Origin of the sequence: Clostridium estertheticum, assembly GCF_026650985.1 — a bacterium.
Lineage (GTDB): Bacteria > Bacillota > Clostridia > Clostridiales > Clostridiaceae > Clostridium_AD > Clostridium_AD estertheticum_C.
The window spans coordinates 4,205,814-4,225,865 of the sequence record NZ_CP086239.1 but is presented as its reverse complement, the minus strand read 5'-3'; the positions used below and the strand labels follow the sequence as shown (position 1 = coordinate 4,225,865).

Below are 20,052 nucleotides of genomic sequence, written 5' to 3'. Positions count from 1 at the left end.
TTTTATTCCTCTCTTCCAATTCTAATCTGCAATATATTTTTAGTATCCTTTGACACTTTGAATTTTTCACTAACCCTATACCCAACTACCCAACTTATATCATCCCCAAAACATATTAAAGGTATTTCATTTCTTTGAGATTTAGGTATTTTTAAATCAATAAATAAATCCTTTATTTTTTTATTACCATTCATACCAAGTGGCATGAATTTATCTCCATCTTTTCTATGCCTTAGTATTATCGGCTCATTTATTTGATCATAATCAAAATATTTAATATAATCAGTTCCTGTAAATTCAGTAGATTTTAGTTTGGGTATAACATCAATTTTTACTACCTTGTTTAACGAATGAATAATATTTTCCTCATTAATGTTTAAGTAATATTGATTATCATTAGCTTCACTCTCTTTTACATATATGTATATATGTATATCTCCATAACAATTTTCAACTATTATGTTTTTCGGTAACATTATATTTTTGCCTGTATCATGTTTTTGAAGTTCTATAATACTTAATACATGAATTTCTTCAAAATTGTATAAATTATGATTCACAGCAAGTAAAGCACTTCTAATTATTCTACTTAGAATTGCTTCATGCAGACTAAATGCACTCTTATTTATTATAACCCTTTGCTGACTTATCTCACAATGTTTTTCATATTCTTTCTCAGAAACAATTTTCAAAAAATCATTGTCTTTTTTCACAATGTTTGATAATCGATTTAATGTTTTTATTATATCTTTATTAAAATTTTCTTCCATGTATGGAATAAGCTCAAGTCTAACTTTGTTTCTTGCATAAATATTTTCTAAATTTGATTTATCTATCCTAGGATTAATATTATTAATAGAATTGTATTTTTCAATTTCTTTTCTACTTAGTTTAAGTATTGGTCTTACATATATTTTGTCGCGAACTGGTTTAATACCAACCATTCCCTCAATGCCTGTTCCTCTCATTATCCTCATTAAAATAGTCTCAGCTTGATCATTTGCATTATGGGCTAGTGCAACCTTATTAGCATTTAATTTAATTATAAGTTCCTCAAAAAAATTATATCTAACTTCTCTTCCTGCCATTTCACAAGATAAGTTTCTTTCCCTAGATACTTTATTTATATCCACTTTATTGCTATAAAAAGCTATATTCAAACTCTCACAAGTTTTCTTTGCATATTCTTCATCTTTATCTGATTCTTCTCCGCGAAGACAATGATTCAAATGTGCACCTATAAGTGTAATTCCAAGTTTATCTTTAAGTTCATTTAAAATATAAAGCAAACATGTGGAGTCAGGTCCACCAGAAACCGCAACTATAACTTTATCGCCTTCATCAAACATTGAATTTTCTTTTATAAAACTCATTACCTTTTCTGACAAAACTTTCACTTCCCAAATTTATTTTTGAAATGTTCTACGATATATCTATATTGTAGATATTAATCCCATATTACTATATCATACTACAATATAATATAGTAACATATATCCTCCATTCTTTTAAACATTTTTTAAATATCTTTCTAAAAAGATAAAAATGGAGAATCTAAAGAAGGCTATTGCCTTCTTTAATTATTTTCTCCATTTTAAATTTATACTAATATAAACTATATATTTTTGAAACTAAAACAGTCATATCATCCTTTACCTTATTTCCGCTTAATTTTTTTGCCTCAGCGAGCAGACCTTCAGCTAAATCCTTGGGATTATTACAGTTGTTTTTACCCAAATAATCAACTACCCAATCTACTCTACCTACATTTTCATCATTATAATCTAGTACTCCATCGCTGATCATAACTATAACATCGCCATTTTTTAGCTTCATTTGTTGAATGTCTATATCTGCCTTATCTAAAACACCAATAGGAAGCGATTTAGATTTTATGATTTCTAAACTATCACCAGATTTTAAAAATGTTGCAACTGCTCCTACTTTTAAGAAATCAATTTTGCCAGTATATAAATCTATACTACTTAAATCAATTGTTGAAAATTTTTCTTCCTCAGAAAATCTCAATGTCATTATCGAATTTACAGTATTAATAGCCGTAATTTTACTAAATCCTGCCGATGTAAATTTTTCTATTAATTCAACAGCAGCCTCGCTCTCTCTACCTGCTTGGGGACCCGATCCCATGCCATCACTAATAACTGACATATAGCTTCCATCGGAAAGCTTACCAAAGCTATAACTATCTCCGTTTTGTCTTTCACCTTCTTTACACTGTCTAGCCACACTTGATACTACGTGAAACTTAGGTGTTTCTTCAATATTTACCTTACACATGTTTGTCTTTGAATCTATGCAGCACCCCTCATCACTAATGCACATAGATTTTCCTGTAACTCCATTTATAATAGGTAATAAATCCTTAACACACATTTGCCTTCCACTACAAGCATCAAGTGATAATTTAATACTAAGTCTTCCTAGCTTATCATTCAAACACATAAGATCATTGTGCTTAATTCTATTTTTATCTAAAGCTCTGCATAGAAGTTTCTCCATAGCAGAATCTATTTGAATTTCAGAATTAAAATCTTCAACAATTTCTCCTACAGAATCTGCCATATTGCCAATCTGATTTGCTAAAAGCTCCCTACCCTCACTAAGTCTTGTTCTCCACATTTCATTTATAATGTGTTTATTAACAATATCCTCTGCATTTTTAAGTATAGCAGTTCTCTTTATACATTTTCTTTCAATTTCATTAGGTACAATATTACTTTTTTTCTCGAAATTCTGAATTAGTTCTTCGAATGCTGCATATGTATAATGTAATTCTCTTTTCCAGCACATCGATTTCATATTGCAATTACTACACACCCTATCTGCAAGATTTTCAACGAGCGCGCTACTTTTACCTTTCATAGCTAACTTATCATTATCTACTAAATTATTTACTATATCGGACATATTAGAAAGTACATCTGAAAATTTATTTAGCCGCCCTACAAATGTATCTTTGATTTTATTTATATAACCCTGCTCTATACTTTGCTTTTTTTTATCCGAATTAAACTCTATGGATAATTTATCGTAAGTGTTTTGTGGTATTAATAAAAATATTGCACCTGCAACAAACGCTTCAAATAGTATAAATGTTGATCCAGTATTACAATATATCTTTATTATTGAGAAAGCTACTAAATAAGATATAACACTTAAAATTTTTCCAGTCTCTTTAAAAATTCCTGTTATTAAACCACATATGCCATACATTCCTATAAACACAATCATATTTGGCGATGACATTCCTACAATGATACCCATAGCAACTCCCGATGCAGCACCCGCTCCACTTCCATTAATGTATGCTATCATTATAACAAATGTCAGACCTAAAATATTTGTTATTGATATATTGAAAACACTGAGCCCCCAAGTACCTGCTATAATTAATGAACTTATAATTGACATACTTATTATTTCTTCATTTGAAAATATATGTTTTGTTTTAATCTCCTTAAAGCATAAAAGACTATAATCAAGAATAAAATATAAAGGAAAGATACATAAAACTAGAAAAAACGAATTTAAAAACGCCATTAAAGGACTTATCCTAACTATAAAAAAATTATAGATAAACAATTCGAACATAATAATAACAAACATGCTAGCTAAAGCTTTGGTTTTAACTTCCATTTTGTTGAATGCATGGCTTAAAATAGCCATAGTAACTGTTATTACTAGATATGATGGTAAATTGTTTATATTTTGATATAAAGTAATATAGCCTAAAAATATACCGCTTGCCGTAATTATTGAAATTTTGTCATCATTAACAAATACTACAGCTATTAAGAAAGCTATTCCAAATGGCGCTGTATTATTAATAAGAATAACTCTGCTTATTAATAAGCCAATCGTAAAATAAATAATTCCTCTTAAGATCAAATTAATATTCAATGCATTTTTCTTTTGTATTTCTTCCTTTACCTTTCTAACTCTTTCATATGGAAATATATCAATTCCGTATTGCATATTACAAATCACCCACCTTTAATATTTAGGTCTTCATTATAACAAATCCATATGGAAATAATTGTCATAAAGTGAGATGATTGTATATTTTTTATGAGACAATAAAATTTATATTTTTTATATCATAATTATACATTTCCCTATAATATAAAAAAACCTACTATATTAATATAGAGGTTTTAGATTATTAAATGAAGCTTGTCATTTCTTGCAATTATATATTCAAGAAATTTATACTTATATGTTTTTTTATCAATATGTTCTAGACATCATTTTAAAACAGGCGAAAAAATAACTCATAAGTTTCCTTATGAGTTATGGTAGCGGAAATAGGACTTGAACCTACGACCCTTCGGGTATGAACCGAATGCTCTAGCCAGCTGAGCTATTCCGCCATATTTGGTTGCGGGAGTAGGACTTGAACCTACGACCTTCGGGTTATGAGCCCGACGAGCTACCAACTGCTCCATCCCGCGATATTTAATGCTGAAGACCGGAATCGAACCGGTACGGTGTTTAACCACCGCAGGATTTTAAGTCCTGTGCGTCTGCCAGTTCCGCCACTCCAGCTCATTTACTTTTAGCTACTTTCATTAAAATACTTTATTTAATTACCAGGTCTAATAATTTAAGTTTAATGGTTGCGGGAGTAGGACTTGAACCTACGACCTTCGGGTTATGAGCCCGACGAGCTACCAACTGCTCCATCCCGCGATATTGGTGCTGAAGACCGGAATCGAACCGGTACGGTGTTTAACCACCGCAGGATTTTAAGTCCTGTGCGTCTGCCAGTTCCGCCACTCCAGCTTTCTTAATTGTAAGTAAAACTTACTAGCAACTTTTACTCAGTTTACATTTTAAGTTATTTATAACTTAATGGTTGCGGGGACAGGACTTGAACCTGTGACCTTCGGGTTATGAGCCCGACGAGCTACCAACTGCTCCACCCCGCGATATTAATACTTAAAACTGTTAACTACCCTATGTAATGAGTTATCTGAAACTCATTGGTTGCGGGGACAGGACTTGAACCTGTGACCTTCGGGTTATGAGCCCGACGAGCTACCAACTGCTCCACCCCGCGACATTAATGTTAATTTTAAGGTTAAAGTATTATTAACTATATAATCTTAATTTGCTATTAAATAAGTTTTTAAAATCATTTTCAATTATATACTAATATATATCTATTTGTCAATAACTTTCACAGAAAAAACATATTAGTTTTTAAATATATATGGTAGCGGAAATAGGACTTGAACCTACGACCCTTCGGGTATGAACCGAATGCTCTAGCCAGCTGAGCTATTCCGCCATGTTTGGTTGCGGGAGTAGGACTTGAACCTACGACCTTCGGGTTATGAGCCCGACGAGCTACCAACTGCTCCATCCCGCGATATTTGGTGCTGAAGACCGGAATCGAACCGGTACGGTGTTTAACCACCGCAGGATTTTAAGTCCTGTGCGTCTGCCAGTTCCGCCACTCCAGCCTACTTGCTAGCTTACTAATTCCATATAAAACGATACCTCTTGGCAACATGTTTTATTATATATGATGTATAAACTGTTGTCAATAACTTTTTATTTTTTTAAAATAGGAACTAAATACTTAGTTCCTAAAAATGATTCTATTCACTGTTCACTAATAACTTGAAGTTTTTTTACTATATCCTCTGCCTTTTCCTTCTTGATGTTTTTTAACATCTTGAAATCTTTCTTCACTATCTTTTAAAAATTTAGTCATTATATCTTCAAACCCACTTACATTCGATTTGTTTTTTTCTTTATCCCAATCTATCTCCATTGGTTTAATAGACTTTTTAGGAACTCCCGCCTGTTTTATTGATAAACTTATTTTACCATTATCATCAACAGAAATTACTTTAACTTTTACTATATCATTTTCTTTAAGATGATCATTAACATTTTTAACAAATGTATCTGAGACCTCAGATATATGCACTAGTCCTGTCTTACCCTCCACTTCTACGAACGCACCAAAATTAGTGATATTTACTACTTTACCTTCTACAATACTTCCAGCCATTAAGGTCATATTAAAAAGACTCCTCCTTAAAAATTATGTTTTTTATTTTATATATTAATTTAATAATAAGTATAACATTAATTATATCGTTTAGTTTTTATTGTCCATTACAGGAGTTTCACCTTCTTTAACAAGACCTAAAATTTCTCTTGCCAATTTTTCTATATATTTGTCAGTTTTAGATAACTCTACTTCATCCTGCAATGTTTTCTTTTCTTCTTTTTTCTTTTGTAATTCCACATTGTACTTTTGTAATTCTTTTTTTTGTCTGCCCATGGTTGCTTGTTGCTGAATAAAAAGATAACTTACATACACAAACACAAAAATTAATACAAGGCCTCTAATATTAAACTTTTTTTTCATATCATATACCCTTTTCCTTTCCATGGAATGAGTATTCTTTAAGTTTCCTAAACCTATTCTAATTTGTATTTCACATTACTTCAAGCTATTTCTTTATAATTTATCTTTTTTTTTTATTTTAAGCTTATAAAACAATAAATTAATAGGGTATAATACTACATTCATTGCAACTCTAAATAATTTTCCATTAAATTTTAGTGATCTATATTGCAATTTAATAAAAATTCTACTTATAAGTTTTAAATATAAGTATACCCCTATTATTAAACATAAATACACATAAAAGTTTATGTACCCCTCATTAGTATACATCAAAAATACAAAAACAACTATAGAAGTTAATGTCCAAAATAGTAAATCCTGTATTATCGTTAATATTTTATTAGGATTTTCAAATCCTCTTATCAATCTATATATATCAAAAGATACTCCTGTTATTATTCCTGATAGCAAACTAAAGATTATAAGTCTAACTTGGTCTATAATTGAAATTATCATAACGCGTCTACCTAAACAATCTTGCTATTATGCTATCTTTTTTAACTTTGCCTTTATCGCTCGTGTATACAAAAGAATCCACTTTTCCAGTTATTATAACGTCTCCATTTTGCACGTCTAACTTATTCATCTTTAATTCTTGTCCTTTTACCATCATTATTCCAACGTCTGTGTTTAATAATATCTGATTTTCATTAAAGTTTATAACCTCTATAACACCATTAATAGTTAACTTTCTTCTATTTTCAAGCGTTAGATTACTTTTCTTATCTTCTATTTTTGTTTCTTTTTTTGCTTCCATAATATCCTCCTTATTAATTTTACCATTAAAAATCGGGAACTAAGAAGCTATTCTCAATTCTTAATTAATGACATATTATTATATTCTTATAAAATATATATGCTCATTAATCTTAATTAAGAATTATATTTAATAACATTTATTCTTTGTCTTCTTTACCTGAAATCATTTCATACATTTCTTTTGCACTTTCTTTTGTAACATGTTCTGAAATATTTATAATTTTAGCTCTTAAAGTTTGATTTGCAAATTTTATTTCTATAGTGTCACCTTCAGATACAACTGTACCCGCTTTAGCAACTTTATCATTTATAGATACTCTACCGCTCTCGCAAGCTTCTTTTGCAATGGTTCTTCTCTTTATAATTCTTGAAACTTTCAAATATTTATCTAATCTCATTTATACTTCCCCTTTTTAATGTTTTTTAGCATTATAAGAATTTATAAATCAAAGTTTCTAAAATAAAAAACCTAGATATACATCCAGGTTTTTTACATAATAGCAAAATTATTTATTTACTATATCTTTAAATTCTTTACCAGCTTTAAATACTGGAACTGTTGAAGCTGCAATTTGAATTTCTTCTTTTGTTCTTGGGTTTCTGCCCATTCTAGCTGCTCTAGCTCTTGTTTCAAAAGTTCCGAATCCAACCAATTGAACTTTTTCACCTTTTTCTAATGTTTCCTCAATGCTTTCTATAATTCCTTTTAGAGCTGCTTCCGCATCTTTTTTTGTTAGATTAGATTTTTCTGCAATGCTTGTTATTAATTCTGACTTATTCACTTTTGTTACCTCCTTGTTATAAAATACACTATTAAAGCATATTCTTCACTAATTTTGAAATTCCTTCTTTTTGACCAGTTTTTATTTTACAAATAAATTTACAAGCTTTTAGATTTGTTCCATAATTTGTCCATATCTGCAAGTGACATCTGATTTAAATCCAAACCTTTATTCCTTGCATTTTCTTCTATGTACCCAAAGCGATTAATAAACTTATCTATAGTATAATTTACTGCAAATTCAGGGTCTATGTCAAGTAGTCTAGCGATATTTACTGTAGAAAACACCAAATCTCCCACTTCTTCTAGTATTTTTGCCCTGTTTTCACCTTTATATACATCCCTTACTTCTCCCAATTCCTCGAGCACCTTTTCCATAGCATCTTCAAGACATTCAAAATCAAAGCCCACTTTTGATGCTTTTTGTTGAACTTTGACCGCCTTCATTAAACCTGGAAGATTTTTTGGAACATGCTTTAAAGCCTCTGTATAACTATTAAACTGTTTTTCCTTACTCTTAATAATTTCCCAACTTTCCAAAACCTGCTTCGTATTCTTACTTTCTAAACTTTTAAATATATGAGGATGTCTATTTACCATCTTATTTGTGATACCGCGAATAACATCATTTATATTAAAATATCCTTCTTCTTTTCCTATTTTGGCATGGAATATTACCTGTAATAACACATCCCCCAATTCCTCTATAAGATTATCCTCATCTTTTTCATCAATAGCTTCTAAAACTTCATAACATTCTTCGATAAGGCATTTTTTCAAAGATTCGTGGGTCTGCTCTCTATCCCACGCACATCCATTTTCATCTCGAAGCGTATCCACAACTTTAATTAAATCGTAAAAATCTTTTGTGGCATCTATTTTTTTTGGTATATATATCGAGGTTAAATAATCAATATCCTTTTGCCTATCTAATTCATATAAATAGATTTTCCTAGTACTTTCAAGATCTTTTATACCCGCTGCGCGAACAAAATAAATTTCCATATCTGCTTCATAATACTCAAGTAAGGCAAGTTTTACATCAGATGCTATAGAAAGACTATATACTTGAGTTATTAATAATCCCACTCTTTTATCTAGAACTTGGTTTTCTATATCAAAGGCATCTATAATTTTTAATCCTTCAATAGGATCTAATTTCAAACTTTGAATTACTGCATCTATAAAACTAACCGCTGGGAAAATTTCTATATCAATTTTATTCTTTGCACATAACTCTATTAAAAGTTTAACAGAAGTTTCTGCAACAAGGGGATGACCCGGAACTCCGTAAATAATGTCTCCATACAGCTTCTGCTTGTCAACAAGATCTTCTGCAATAGACCTATATACGTCATCGAAATTATTATTTTCTTCATATCTATTATCATAAGTCTCAAATTCAATACACAATGTTTTTAGGTAGTCTACAGTAGGATGTTTTTCTGTTCTTAAATAAATATTTTTACTGTTTTTAAGAATTTCAAGCGTCCCTATAGTTAGTGAATCTATCGCCCCTGGACCAAGTCCCACAACTTTAATCATTAACTTCCACTCCTTTTTTTATTTTTTACTCAAAAATTTATTCTTAATTTCTTGATACTCAAATACTCTAAGCAAAAATATAAATATTAAATAAACAATAACGCCTATTAATATGGATATTATACAAGATAACCCTCCACTCATTGTATAATTATAGACAATAGCATCACTAAATACAACTGCAACTATCATTATAATAGCAGCAATAGCTGGTTTAACAAAAGCATCTACCTTGTTGAATTTTATATTTAAACTTTTCTTTAAATCATGCATATTTAACAAGCAACTTGTTATATATCCTAAAATCGTTCCTATAACTGCCCCATAAATATTTACGAATGAAAACGAAACCAATATGTATGTCACAATAACCTTTACGATGCATCCTAAAGCCAAATTATATACAGGTTTCATGTAATTACCTATACTTTGTAGTATTGCTGTACTCGTTTGTGTTAAGATTACAAAAGGTATACATATTGAAATATATTTAAGTATTTCATATCCTGCCGCATCTCTCATAAAAACTAAATGCATTATAGGATAGGCCATAAAAAACATTCCTAAAGAAGACGGCAATGATATAACATTAGACAATTTTACAGCCATATCTACCCTTTTAATCAACTCTCTGCGCCGACCCAGATAGAATGCCTCTGCAATTATAGGCACTAGAGATGCACACAGCGCCACCGAAAGAGCTAAAGGTACATTCATCAAGGTAAATGCTTTCCCAGTCAATTGGCCATACATAACAGCTGATTGTAAATGTGAAAATCCTGCTTTTAGCAATTGTTGTGGTACTAAAACAGAATCTATTAATGACATAATAGTCCCTACTGCCGCACCAAGTGATATTGGAATTGCAGCCTTACCTAAATCACCCAAAATATGCTTATGTTTTATTTTTTTTCTTACTGGTATTTCACGTACCACCTTAAAATATGTTGAAACTAAATATATACTTCCCATAATTGCACCAACCAATGTTCCAAGTGCTGCGCCTCCAGCTGCATATTCAATCCCCTTTGGAAATAATAAATATGCAAACAAAACTCCAGCCACAACTCTTCCAACTTGCTCTATTATTTGTGAAATCGCAGTAGGCCTTACATTTTGAAGTCCTTGAAAAAAACCCCTAAACGTGCACATAATAGATACAAAAATTGGTGCTGCAGCTATTGCCAAAAAAGCGTAATATGATTTACTATCCCATTTAAGCAATGATATAATAGGCCTTGCAAACATTATCATAAATGTAGTAAATACTGAGCCTAATATAATCATAAGAATAAGCGTTTGTCTTAAGACTTGCCCAGCTCCCTCCCTGTCATTTTTAGCGTTCATCTCGGCAATAAGTTTAGACATAGCTATTGGTACTCCTGAAGCTACCGCCACAAAGAACATGTAGAGCGGATAAGACATTTGATAATATCCCATCCCCTCATCTTTTATAAGTGCTTGTATTGGGATTCTAAAAAATAATCCTAAAAATCTTGCAAATATACCTGCCATTCCAAGTATAATAGTTCCTTTTATCAATGAATGTTTCTTCATAATAACCTCCTTATAATCCTATATTGCTGTAAATATATACATCCTATGATTATAATTATTTAATTTAAGAGATTATTATTACTAATACTTCAAAAAATAAAAGTATATATTACTGCAAATATATTTCAATCGCTTAGTAATATATACTTTATAACCTAATACAACTATTGTTCCATTTGTTTTCCTAAGAAAGATGCTGCAGTTTCAGCTAATTTTAATTCTAAATTCCCAAACTTTATTCCCGGCTCTGTCGACATTATTAGTACTGCACCAATTGCATCGCCTTCTGTTATTATAGGCGCGATTACTTGAGCACTGTATTTATTCTCCATATCATCATCGTACAATGATATGACTTTTTCAAAGCCTTCACCCAAGACAATTGGTTTTCTATTTTCCATTGCTTTTTCTAATTCAATACTAACCTTTTTATCAACATACTCTTTCTTAGGGCACCCACTTACGGATATTATATTATCCTTATCGCATATAATTATCGCATTTCCAATAGTTTGTTGTAATGATTCAGCATATTCCCTAGAAAATTCACTTAATTCACCTATAGGTGAATATTTTTTTAAAATAACTCCACCTTCTCTATCAGTAAATATTTCTAGTGGATCTCCCTCTCTTATTCTAAGAGTTCTCCTTATTTCCTTAGGAATAACAACTCTTCCTAAATCATCTATACGTCTTACTATACCAGTTGCTTTCATTTAAATACTCCTCCTTATATAAACCCTTATATAATATACTAGCTCTATTATTATCTTTCAAAACTTGAAATTTTATGCACATTTGTATATGTTTAATTTTAAAAAGGAAAATAAGGAGGATTCCCACTCAATTTACTGCTTTTTTTTAAAAAATTCTATATTAACAAAATGAAAAAACAAAGAATACCTCTTTATATCGGTATTCTTTGTTTTTTAAAATTTAAAATTTATAAGTTTTTATCAATTTTTGTTACATTAGCTTCCGTTGTCCATTTTTTCATTGCTGCTGTCCATGCAGTTTCTTTATTTTTTGTTAAAAGAGTTTTTTCTATTTCTGCTTTAACAACTGCAAACTTCTTTGCAGGATAATTTGTTCTTGCAATATCCTTTATTAAATGGTATCCAAATTGAGTTTTAACTGGTTCTGAAACTTTACCTGCTGGCACCTTAATAGCAGCTGCCATAAACGTTGCATCCATTGAAGTATCATCGAATTTTAAAGTTCCTAACTCTCCACCAGTGTCTTTAGTTCCATCTGTTCCTTTTTCTTTAGCAAGTTTAGCAAAATCTTCACCGGCATCTAAACGCTTCTTAATAGCTACTGCCTCAGCTTCTGTTTTAACTAAAATATGAGCTAAATGAATTGTATTTGGCTTTGTTGAATATAACGCTAAATTAGCATTATAGTATGTTTGTGCCTCTGCATCTGTAACTTTAACATTTTTTGTAGTTTCAGTCTTTAATGCATCTTGAATAACGCTTGGCTTAATTCTTGCCTTTAATGCCTCTTCTGTTATACCAGCTTGTGTTAGCGCTGCTTTATACTTTGCATCCGTTCCTAAGCTTTTCTTAATCTCTAATAATTGCTTATTAATTTCTGCATTTAATTTAGCATCTGTAGGCACTAATTTGAGTTCTTTTGCTTTATAAGTTACAATCTCCTCATTAATTAAACCTGCTAATACCTGTTGTTTTTGAGTTGTTAATTGTGTCATAGCCTCGGTATTAGTTGTATAATTTGTTCCATATTGTGTTTGCAATTGTTTAATAACACCTGCTAATTGATCGTTTATTTGTCCTTTTGTTATCTTAGTACCAAAAACCTTTGCTACTTCAGTTTTTGCAATACCTTCTGGTGTTTTTTCAATCATATTACAGCCAATTAACGATGTAGCAAACAACGTTATTAAAGCCGCACTAATTATTTTTTTTACGTTTTTCATTTTACTTCCCCCATTCTTATGTATATCGTAATTATAGATTTTGATACGATACCATTAATTTTAACACTAATTTACTTTATTTCAACTATACTTTTTATACGATTAACAATTTCTATCAAACTTGTAAGTACTTCCTCTTTAATTGAATTTTTAAATTTATATGAAAACGCTGGCTTATTTCCTAATTTGAATACAATACTTCTATTATATTTACTAACCAAAACTTTAACTACTTCTTTATTTATTCTTTCAGCCCTATCGAATTCTAATATTATCTCATCCTTGACCTCTTTAATTTCTATTATTCCTACTTTAGCAGCTATACATCTAAGGTATGCAATATTCATAAGGTTTTCAACACAAGATGGTATATCTGAGAATCTATCTTCTATCTCTTCTTGTATTTCTTGCATATCTTCCAGGCAATCAATAGCTGCAATTTTTTTATAAATTTCAATTTTCTGAGACTCATCTTCTATATAAGTTCCAGGAATATATGCATCTATCTTAATTTCAACTGATGTTTCAATAGGTTCCTTTTCAACATCGCCCCTTATATTCTTAACTGTTTCTTCAAGCATTCTACAATATAAATCATAACCTACAGCTGCCATATGACCATGTTGCGCACCGCCCATCATATTTCCAGCTCCCCTAATTTCAAGATCCCTCATTGCTATCTTAAAACCAGACCCAAGCTCCGTAAAGTCCTTAATCGCTTTAAGTCTTTTCTCAGCAACTTCTGTTAATACCTTATCTTTTTTATATGTTAAATACGCATAAGCTATTCTATTTGACCTACCAACTCTACCTCTTAATTGGTATAGCTGAGAAAGCCCCATCTTGTCTGCCTCATATATTATTATTGTATTGGTGTTTTGGATGTCTATTCCGGTCTCAATGATTGTGGTACACATCAATATATCATACTTATTCTCCATAAACTCTATCATTACAGCCTCGAGTTCTCTCTCTGTCATCTGCCCATGTGCAATGCACACTCTTGCTTCAGGAAGTAAATTTCCAATGTATGCCGCCATATCTTTTATTGTTTCTACCCTGTTATAAACAAAGAAAACTTGACCTTTTCTATTCATCTCTCTTAGTATAGCATCCCTTATTAATTGATCATTAAACTCCACCACATAGGTTTGTATCGGATACCTCTCCTCTGGTGGTGTTTCTATTACACTTATGTCGCGAACACCAGTAAGTGACATATGAAGAGTCCTTGGAATTGGCGTAGCTGTTAGCGTAATTACGTCTATGTTTTTTCGAAGGCTTTTTATTTTCTCCTTATGAGTCACCCCAAAACGTTGCTCCTCATCTATAATTAATACCCCTAGATCTTTAAATTTTACATCGCTCTGAATAATCCTGTGCGTCCCTATTAATATATCTACATTTCCCTCTTTCGTAGCTTTAATAACAACCTTTTGCTGAGCCGGTGTTCTAAATCTACTTACCATCTCAACTTTTACAGGAAAATCTGAAAATCTCTTGGTAAGATTTTTATAATGTTGCTCTGCGAGTATTGTAGTTGGCACTAAAAATGCTACTTGTTTGCCATCCATAACTGCTTTAAAAGCCGCTCTAACGGCAACTTCTGTTTTTCCATATCCAACATCTCCGCATATTAACCTATCCATCGGCTTATCCGATTCCATATCTTTTTTTATTTCCTCAATTGCTATTAATTGATCTGGTGTTTCATCAAATGGAAATTCATCTTCAAATTGTTTTTGCCATATAGTATCCTTGCTGTATTTATGTCCCTTAAGTGTAGCCCTAGTAGCATAAAGCTTTACCAAGTCCTCTGCAATATCCGCAATTGAATTTTTAACTTTATTTTTAGCCTTAACCCATTCTGCTCCACCTAATTTACTGATTTTTGGAGCCTTGCCTTCACTACCAATATATTTTTGTACCAAATCTAATTGTTCCACCGGAACATAAAGTGTGTCTCCAGAATTATAGCTAAGATCTAAATAATCTCTTTTGTGACCATGAACCTCCAATTGCTTAATTCCTTTGTATACCCCTATTCCATGATTTACATGAACAACATAGTCCCCCAATTTAAGTTCTGTAAAACTTTTAAGTTTACTTGCTCCCTTTTTATTAGCACGACTAACAGCTTTTCTTTTTGATCCACCAAAAACCTCTTTGTCAGATATAATGCATAATTTTAGCTGCGGATATTCAAACCCCTTTAATTGATTCCCAAAGGTTACAACCACTTCTCCAAACTCAATTTTAGAAATACTGTCCTTATAGACACTTTCAATTCCTTTATCACGAAGCGTATCTATAAGCCTTTCGCCCCTAGTTCTTGTGCCAGATAAAATTACAGTTTTGTAGCCCTTGCTTTTTTTATCCTTTATATCTTCGATAAGCATATCCAATTGACCATGATAATCATAAATGGTAATTTGAGAAAAAGATATTATAGCTCTTGGCTTAAGCATTTTTGTAGTTTTAGCAATAGCGTTTATTGTCAAAACTTCAAGACTTTCTAACTCTTCATATATACGCTGCTTCTCAATTAAAACTTCTGCTTGTTTAGGAAGTATACTTCCTCGCCTTAAAGAAGTTTCATAATTTTCTTCAAACTCAAGATATACACTATCTAATTTACCTTGGCATCTTTGTGCATCATCAACTACTATAAATGCTCCTGGCATATAATCCAAAAAAGTAGATGTAGTATCATAAAAATAAGGCATATAACTATCAACGTCTTTAAAACTTCCGGTTTCTTTAAGTGCTTCTAAATTAATATTAACAAGAGACGTTATTCTTTCTATAGCTTCTTTATCCTTTTTCTTATGTAAACTTCCGATCATATTCTCTAAATTTTCCTTTATCTTGTCATAACCTTTTTTTCTACTATCCTCAGTTAGTATAATTTCTTTTGCTGGGAATATTTCTATTTTTTTTACCTTATCTATACTCCTCTGGGTTTCACTATTAAATGTCCTTATAGAATCTATTTCATCGTCATAGAGTTCTATCCTAAATGGTAACGCAGATATAGGAGGATATAAATCCATTATCCCTCCCCTTATACAAAATTGACCTTTAGTTTCTACTCTATCTACCCTCTCGTACCCACATTGAATTAATTTTTCTGAAAAGGCATTAAAATTTAGTGTGCCTCCTACCGATAATTTAAAAACATATTTTTGAAGCAAATTCACCGGTATATAAGTAGCCGCTATCGCTTCTATACATGTAACTATTATTTTCTTACCACCTTCAGTAATTTTTTTCATTACCTTAAGTCTTTCCCATCTTAAATCCCCTGATACAGCATCTGCGTTATAAAATCCCATTTCTCTAGTTGGATAATAATACACGTCGTTTACATAAAAGGATAAGTCCTCATAAATATTTTTAGCCTCTACATCACTGTGTGTTAAAATAAGTATTGATTTATCTAGTTCTTCATATACACCATTCACTAAATAACCCTTTGCTGATTCTGAAAGTCCATATACTCCAATTGGGTATACCTTTTTTTCTATATTACTTAGGATATCTTTAAATTGATTACTTTCCTTTAAAGGCTTCATAAGCCCACTTAGTCTCATGTTAACACCTCTCACTCATTACATAAATGTATAAATAGTATTTTAATAGAATTACTTTTTTAAGCATTAAACCCATTAAACTGGTTCATAGCCTCACTGCATCCCTTTTCGATTATAGTTTGGGTTGCTTGTATAGTCGCCTCAAAAGTCTTTTCGACAAGTATTCGCTGATCTTTAGAAAATCTCCCTAAAACATGAGGTATTAGTGCCCTCTCTGGTTTCCCTACGCCTATTTTTATTCTAACAAACATGTCAGATGACAAATTCTCAATAATGCTTTTTAAACCATTATGTCCGCCAGCACTCCCTTTACTTCGTATTCTTAATTTACCTACATCCAAACTAATATCATCATGTAGTATGATGATATTTTCATTAGGAATCTTATAAAATGAGGACGCTTCTCGTACACTTTCCCCACTCAAATTCATATATGTACTGGGTTTTAATAAAATAACTTTATTAGAACCTATATTAATTTCCGCGCATACACCTTTAAATTTTATCCTATTAATTGATACATTATACTTATCTGCCATCAAATCAATTACATCGAATCCTACATTATGTCTTGTATGTCTATATTCATCTCCTGGATTTCCCAGTCCAACTACTAAATACATCATTACCTCCAAATATTATTATGATTAGACTATATATCTGTTACATAATTATTTTTTCATTTACCTTTTTTATAATATTATACCAATAAGTGTTATAATCTACAACTATACATAAAAACGCTCCACTTAATTTTAATTTGTAGCTTTTAATTCAGATAAAGTTATGCTAATATCCTTATATTTACCATTTCTTTGAACCTTGCAACGCACACTTTTTGCAACTTTATATTTATCTAAGATATTACTTAACTCTTCCATATTTTTAACGCCTACTCCGCCTATTTGAGTTATAATATCAGTAGGCATAATTCCAGCTTTGTATGCCCCACTACCACTTACAACTTCTTGCACATACACTCCCTCTATACCATTATTACCAACTGAGATTGCAGCTACTCCATAAATACCTATAGCAGGCCTTATAACTTTACCATAGGTCATCAAATCACTTATAATTTCTTTAGCTACATTTGTATTAATAGCAAATCCCATCCCAGAAGTTTCACTAGCTGAACCGATTTTTAAACTATTTATACCAATTACTTCTCCGTTAATATTGCATAATGCTCCCCCACTATTTCCTTCATTTATAGTTGCATCAGTTTGTATTACTTTATATATGGTTTGCTCACCAGTCTTTTTATCAACTATATTAATTTTTCTGTCTAATGCACTTATAATCCCTGCGGTAACCACTCCTGAAAACTGCTCTCCTAGTGGATTACCAATAGCAATAGCTAAATCACCAACATTAACCTTTGATGAATCACCAAGTTTTGCCACAGGCAAATTGCTAGCTTCAACTTTTATAACTGCCAAATCTGATATAGCATCAGTCCCTATTACCTTCGCTTTCAAAACCTTATAATTACTAAGTTTTACCTTTATTTCTGTCGCGTTTTCAATCACATGATAATTTGTAATAATAAACCCTTCACTTTTAAATATAATTCCAGACCCACTAACCTCAGGTGTTTCCTCTACACCTTTCACATTAACAATTATACCAACTACTGTTGGTGATACCTTCCTTGTAACCTCTGAGATAGAATTTGAATATATATCCTTATTATTTTCTTCTAATTTACTCTGGGTTAAATCACCGCTAATATTTTCTTGTAATTTATCTTTACTAATAACATAATTTGCTGTAATTCCTCCAGAAAGGGCAGCTATTAACATAAAAAGTATCACTTTTAAGAACATTTTAAAATAATTTCTTTTATTATTTTTTCTAAATTTAATTTCTCCAAAGATATCCTGACCTCGCTCTGCATTCTTCCATAAAGCATCTCTTATTTCTTCATTAAATTTATAGTTATCCTTGTTATCCATAGTCTCACCCGCCCTTCTTGTTATAATTACATTATGGAAGTTTTTAAAATTATTCTACTTTCATTAACGTAAAAGTAAAATAAACACCTTTATCTTTGTTTTCCACCCATATATCTTCCTGTAATTGAGTTATTATATTTCTAACTATAGCTAGACCAAGCCCAGTACTGTCTTTTGCTGTTCTTGCTTTATCTGCTTTGTAAAACCTATCCCAAATATGCAATAAATCTTCTTCTGCTATTTGTGGACCATCATTAAACACAGATATAAAAGCTTTTCTACCTTTAGTTTTTGAACTAATTTTTATTTTTCCACCCTCATTAACATATTTTATTGAATTATCTAATAAATTTGTAATTACTTGCACGAGCCTATCTTGATCTCCTGCTACGAATAAATTATCCTCTTCAAAACACACGTCCACACAGGCACGTTTCTCTTTAATCTTCGTTTCATTTTTTATAACTGTAAGTCTAATTATTTCGTTAATATCCACTTTAATAATCTTTAAACTAAACTCTCCAGCTTCAATTGCAGACATATCTAGTAAGTCGTTTACGAGTCTTGTTAATCTTTGAATTTCTTCATATGCAATGGATAAATAGTATTTTTCCTTTTCCTCTGGAATTACTCCATCTAGTATTCCTCCAATAAAACCCTTAATTGATGTTATAGGCGACCTAATTTCATGTGATACATTTGATATAAATTCACGTCTGTTTTTTTCATTTTTTTCAACAGAATCCGCCATAAAATTAAATGTTTGAGCTAGTTCTCCGATTTCATCATTAGATTTTAAATAAACCCTTTTATTAACATCCCCATTAGATATCTTCCTAGCTACAGAATTAATCTCTGCCAAAGGCTTTATAATTATTTTTTGAGAAAAGTAGTATATAACTATACAAGAAAATATTATTGCGAAAATTGCAGATATCCAAATTATTTCATAAACACGTTTTAAAGGGGAACCTATTTCATCAATGGAATTGTATAATATTATTGATCCCTTAAAACTACCTGCCTCATTAATTATTGGGGTACCATAAACTCTTGCAGTTTTATCAAATACCCCAGCATAAGGTCCCGTAATCTCGAATGTATGCCCCTGTCTAAGTTGATCTAATTCTTCACCAAAAACTTGTTTTCCTATAAACTCCTTATGATCTTTATTAGATACAGCATAAACATAACCCATACTGTCTGTAAGCCATATATCCGACTTTATATACTTGGAAATTATGGTTATTATGTCGTTTACTTGTTGAGACGTAGCGTCACCATCCCTCTCCATGTATTTCATAGCAATTCCTTGTATCATATATGACTTATCCAGAAATTGTTCTTTTTTTTGATCAAAAAAATAACTTTGAAACCAATAAGACAAAAATGACGCAATAATTATTAGGCTCATAGATATTATGATAGTGTAGGTTGCTAACATCTTAAAAAACAGCCCTTTTTTGACCATT

General features: G+C 31.1%; 16 protein-coding genes and 10 tRNA genes. All 26 read right to left on the bottom strand.

Annotated features, from left to right (window positions below; translation table 11 throughout):
- Positions 1 to 2: 2 nt before the first annotated feature.
- Complete coding sequence (tilS, locus tag LL038_RS20300) at positions 3 to 1,397, bottom strand: tRNA lysidine(34) synthetase TilS (RefSeq protein WP_309245079.1); 1,395 nt, start codon at positions 1,395 to 1,397, stop codon at positions 3 to 5.
- Between the two features lie 208 nt (positions 1,398 to 1,605).
- Complete coding sequence (gene spoIIE / locus LL038_RS20295; protein WP_216124288.1) at positions 1,606 to 3,996, bottom strand: stage II sporulation protein E; 2,391 nt, start codon at positions 3,994 to 3,996, stop codon at positions 1,606 to 1,608.
- Positions 3,997 to 4,314: 318 nt separating this feature from the next.
- Positions 4,315 to 4,391: transfer RNA gene (locus LL038_RS20290), tRNA-Met, on the bottom strand.
- 5 nt (positions 4,392 to 4,396) lie between these two features.
- Positions 4,397 to 4,472: transfer RNA gene (locus LL038_RS20285), tRNA-Met, on the bottom strand.
- 8 nt (positions 4,473 to 4,480) lie between these two features.
- Positions 4,481 to 4,566 (bottom strand) — tRNA-Leu (locus tag LL038_RS20280).
- Positions 4,567 to 4,634: 68 nt separating this feature from the next.
- Positions 4,635 to 4,710, bottom strand: a tRNA-Met gene (locus LL038_RS20275).
- Positions 4,711 to 4,714: 4 nt separating this feature from the next.
- A tRNA-Leu gene (locus LL038_RS20270) sits at positions 4,715 to 4,803 on the bottom strand.
- 70 nt (positions 4,804 to 4,873) lie between these two features.
- A tRNA-Met gene (locus tag LL038_RS20265) sits at positions 4,874 to 4,949 on the bottom strand.
- Positions 4,950 to 5,004: 55 nt separating this feature from the next.
- Positions 5,005 to 5,080: transfer RNA gene (locus tag LL038_RS20260), tRNA-Met, on the bottom strand.
- Positions 5,081 to 5,234: 154 nt separating this feature from the next.
- Positions 5,235 to 5,311, bottom strand: a tRNA-Met gene (locus LL038_RS20255).
- A 5-nt stretch (positions 5,312 to 5,316) separates the two neighbouring features.
- Positions 5,317 to 5,392 (bottom strand) — tRNA-Met (locus LL038_RS20250).
- 5 nt (positions 5,393 to 5,397) lie between these two features.
- Positions 5,398 to 5,486 (bottom strand) — tRNA-Leu (locus LL038_RS20245).
- 152 nt (positions 5,487 to 5,638) lie between these two features.
- Positions 5,639 to 6,052: a S1 domain-containing RNA-binding protein gene (locus tag LL038_RS20240; RefSeq protein ID WP_171298551.1), complete on the bottom strand. Its 414-nt coding sequence runs from the start codon at positions 6,050 to 6,052 to the stop codon at positions 5,639 to 5,641.
- A gap of 81 nt (positions 6,053 to 6,133) precedes the next feature.
- On the bottom strand, positions 6,134 to 6,406 hold the full coding sequence (locus LL038_RS20235) for an FtsB family cell division protein (RefSeq protein WP_216124290.1): 273 nt from the start codon (positions 6,404 to 6,406) through the stop codon (positions 6,134 to 6,136).
- A gap of 93 nt (positions 6,407 to 6,499) precedes the next feature.
- Positions 6,500 to 6,904: a spore cortex biosynthesis protein YabQ gene (gene yabQ / locus LL038_RS20230; protein ID WP_216124292.1), complete on the bottom strand. Its 405-nt coding sequence runs from the start codon at positions 6,902 to 6,904 to the stop codon at positions 6,500 to 6,502.
- Positions 6,905 to 6,911: 7 nt separating this feature from the next.
- Entirely contained in the window at positions 6,912 to 7,205 is a 294-nt protein-coding gene (gene yabP / locus LL038_RS20225) for a sporulation protein YabP (protein WP_216103111.1), read from the bottom strand.
- A gap of 139 nt (positions 7,206 to 7,344) precedes the next feature.
- Positions 7,345 to 7,605 carry an RNA-binding S4 domain-containing protein gene (locus LL038_RS20220; protein ID WP_216124294.1) on the bottom strand — a complete coding sequence of 87 codons (261 nt, stop codon included), beginning with the start codon at positions 7,603 to 7,605 and terminating at the stop codon, positions 7,345 to 7,347.
- A gap of 108 nt (positions 7,606 to 7,713) precedes the next feature.
- Positions 7,714 to 7,989 carry an HU family DNA-binding protein gene (locus LL038_RS20215; protein WP_216124296.1) on the bottom strand — a complete coding sequence of 92 codons (276 nt, stop codon included), beginning with the start codon at positions 7,987 to 7,989 and terminating at the stop codon, positions 7,714 to 7,716.
- A 98-nt stretch (positions 7,990 to 8,087) separates the two neighbouring features.
- On the bottom strand, positions 8,088 to 9,533 hold the full coding sequence (gene mazG / locus LL038_RS20210; protein WP_216124298.1) for a nucleoside triphosphate pyrophosphohydrolase: 1,446 nt from the start codon (positions 9,531 to 9,533) through the stop codon (positions 8,088 to 8,090).
- An 18-nt stretch (positions 9,534 to 9,551) separates the two neighbouring features.
- Positions 9,552 to 11,090, bottom strand: a complete 1,539-nt coding sequence (locus tag LL038_RS20205) for a putative polysaccharide biosynthesis protein (RefSeq protein ID WP_216124300.1) — start codon at positions 11,088 to 11,090, stop codon at positions 9,552 to 9,554.
- 164 nt (positions 11,091 to 11,254) lie between these two features.
- Positions 11,255 to 11,806, bottom strand: coding sequence for a stage V sporulation protein T (gene spoVT / locus LL038_RS20200; RefSeq protein ID WP_216124302.1), 552 nt, complete (start codon positions 11,804 to 11,806; stop codon positions 11,255 to 11,257).
- Positions 11,807 to 12,033: 227 nt separating this feature from the next.
- Positions 12,034 to 13,029, bottom strand: coding sequence for a peptidylprolyl isomerase (locus LL038_RS20195; RefSeq protein ID WP_216124304.1), 996 nt, complete (start codon positions 13,027 to 13,029; stop codon positions 12,034 to 12,036).
- Positions 13,030 to 13,100: 71 nt separating this feature from the next.
- A complete protein-coding gene (gene mfd / locus LL038_RS20190; protein ID WP_216124306.1) occupies positions 13,101 to 16,622 on the bottom strand; it encodes a transcription-repair coupling factor in 3,522 nt (1,173 codons plus the stop codon).
- A gap of 59 nt (positions 16,623 to 16,681) precedes the next feature.
- On the bottom strand, positions 16,682 to 17,245 hold the full coding sequence (gene pth, locus LL038_RS20185; RefSeq protein ID WP_216124490.1) for an aminoacyl-tRNA hydrolase: 564 nt from the start codon (positions 17,243 to 17,245) through the stop codon (positions 16,682 to 16,684).
- Between the two features lie 132 nt (positions 17,246 to 17,377).
- The gene (locus tag LL038_RS20180) at positions 17,378 to 18,580 is read right to left on the bottom strand and encodes a S1C family serine protease (RefSeq protein WP_216124308.1); all 1,203 of its coding nucleotides are present in this window, start codon (positions 18,578 to 18,580) and stop codon (positions 17,378 to 17,380) included.
- A gap of 49 nt (positions 18,581 to 18,629) precedes the next feature.
- On the bottom strand, positions 18,630 to 20,051 hold the full coding sequence (locus LL038_RS20175) for a sensor histidine kinase (RefSeq protein WP_216124309.1): 1,422 nt from the start codon (positions 20,049 to 20,051) through the stop codon (positions 18,630 to 18,632).
- Between the last annotated feature and the right edge of the window lies 1 nt (position 20,052).

Bases quoted from the DNA above. Each gene is read 5' to 3' on its own strand.
- LL038_RS20175 (WP_216124309.1), bottom strand. From the start codon at position 20,051: ATGGTCAAAAAAGGGCTGTTTTTTAAGATGTTAGCAACCTACACTATC.
- mfd (WP_216124306.1), bottom strand. From the start codon at position 16,622: ATGAGACTAAGTGGGCTTATGAAGCCTTTAAAGGAAAGTAATCAATTT.
- LL038_RS20195 (WP_216124304.1), bottom strand. From the start codon at position 13,029: ATGAAAAACGTAAAAAAAATAATTAGTGCGGCTTTAATAACGTTGTTT.
- LL038_RS20220 (WP_216124294.1), bottom strand. From the start codon at position 7,605: ATGAGATTAGATAAATATTTGAAAGTTTCAAGAATTATAAAGAGAAGA.
- spoIIE (WP_216124288.1), bottom strand. From the start codon at position 3,996: ATGCAATACGGAATTGATATATTTCCATATGAAAGAGTTAGAAAGGTA.
- LL038_RS20180 (WP_216124308.1), bottom strand. From the start codon at position 18,580: ATGGATAACAAGGATAACTATAAATTTAATGAAGAAATAAGAGATGCT.
- mazG (WP_216124298.1), bottom strand. From the start codon at position 9,533: ATGATTAAAGTTGTGGGACTTGGTCCAGGGGCGATAGATTCACTAACT.
- yabP (WP_216103111.1), bottom strand. From the start codon at position 7,205: ATGGAAGCAAAAAAAGAAACAAAAATAGAAGATAAGAAAAGTAATCTA.
- yabQ (WP_216124292.1), bottom strand. From the start codon at position 6,904: ATGATAATTTCAATTATAGACCAAGTTAGACTTATAATCTTTAGTTTG.
- spoVT (WP_216124302.1), bottom strand. From the start codon at position 11,806: ATGAAAGCAACTGGTATAGTAAGACGTATAGATGATTTAGGAAGAGTT.
- LL038_RS20235 (WP_216124290.1), bottom strand. From the start codon at position 6,406: ATGAAAAAAAAGTTTAATATTAGAGGCCTTGTATTAATTTTTGTGTTT.
- LL038_RS20240 (WP_171298551.1), bottom strand. From the start codon at position 6,052: ATGACCTTAATGGCTGGAAGTATTGTAGAAGGTAAAGTAGTAAATATC.
- LL038_RS20205 (WP_216124300.1), bottom strand. From the start codon at position 11,090: ATGAAGAAACATTCATTGATAAAAGGAACTATTATACTTGGAATGGCA.
- pth (WP_216124490.1), bottom strand. From the start codon at position 17,245: ATGTATTTAGTAGTTGGACTGGGAAATCCAGGAGATGAATATAGACAT.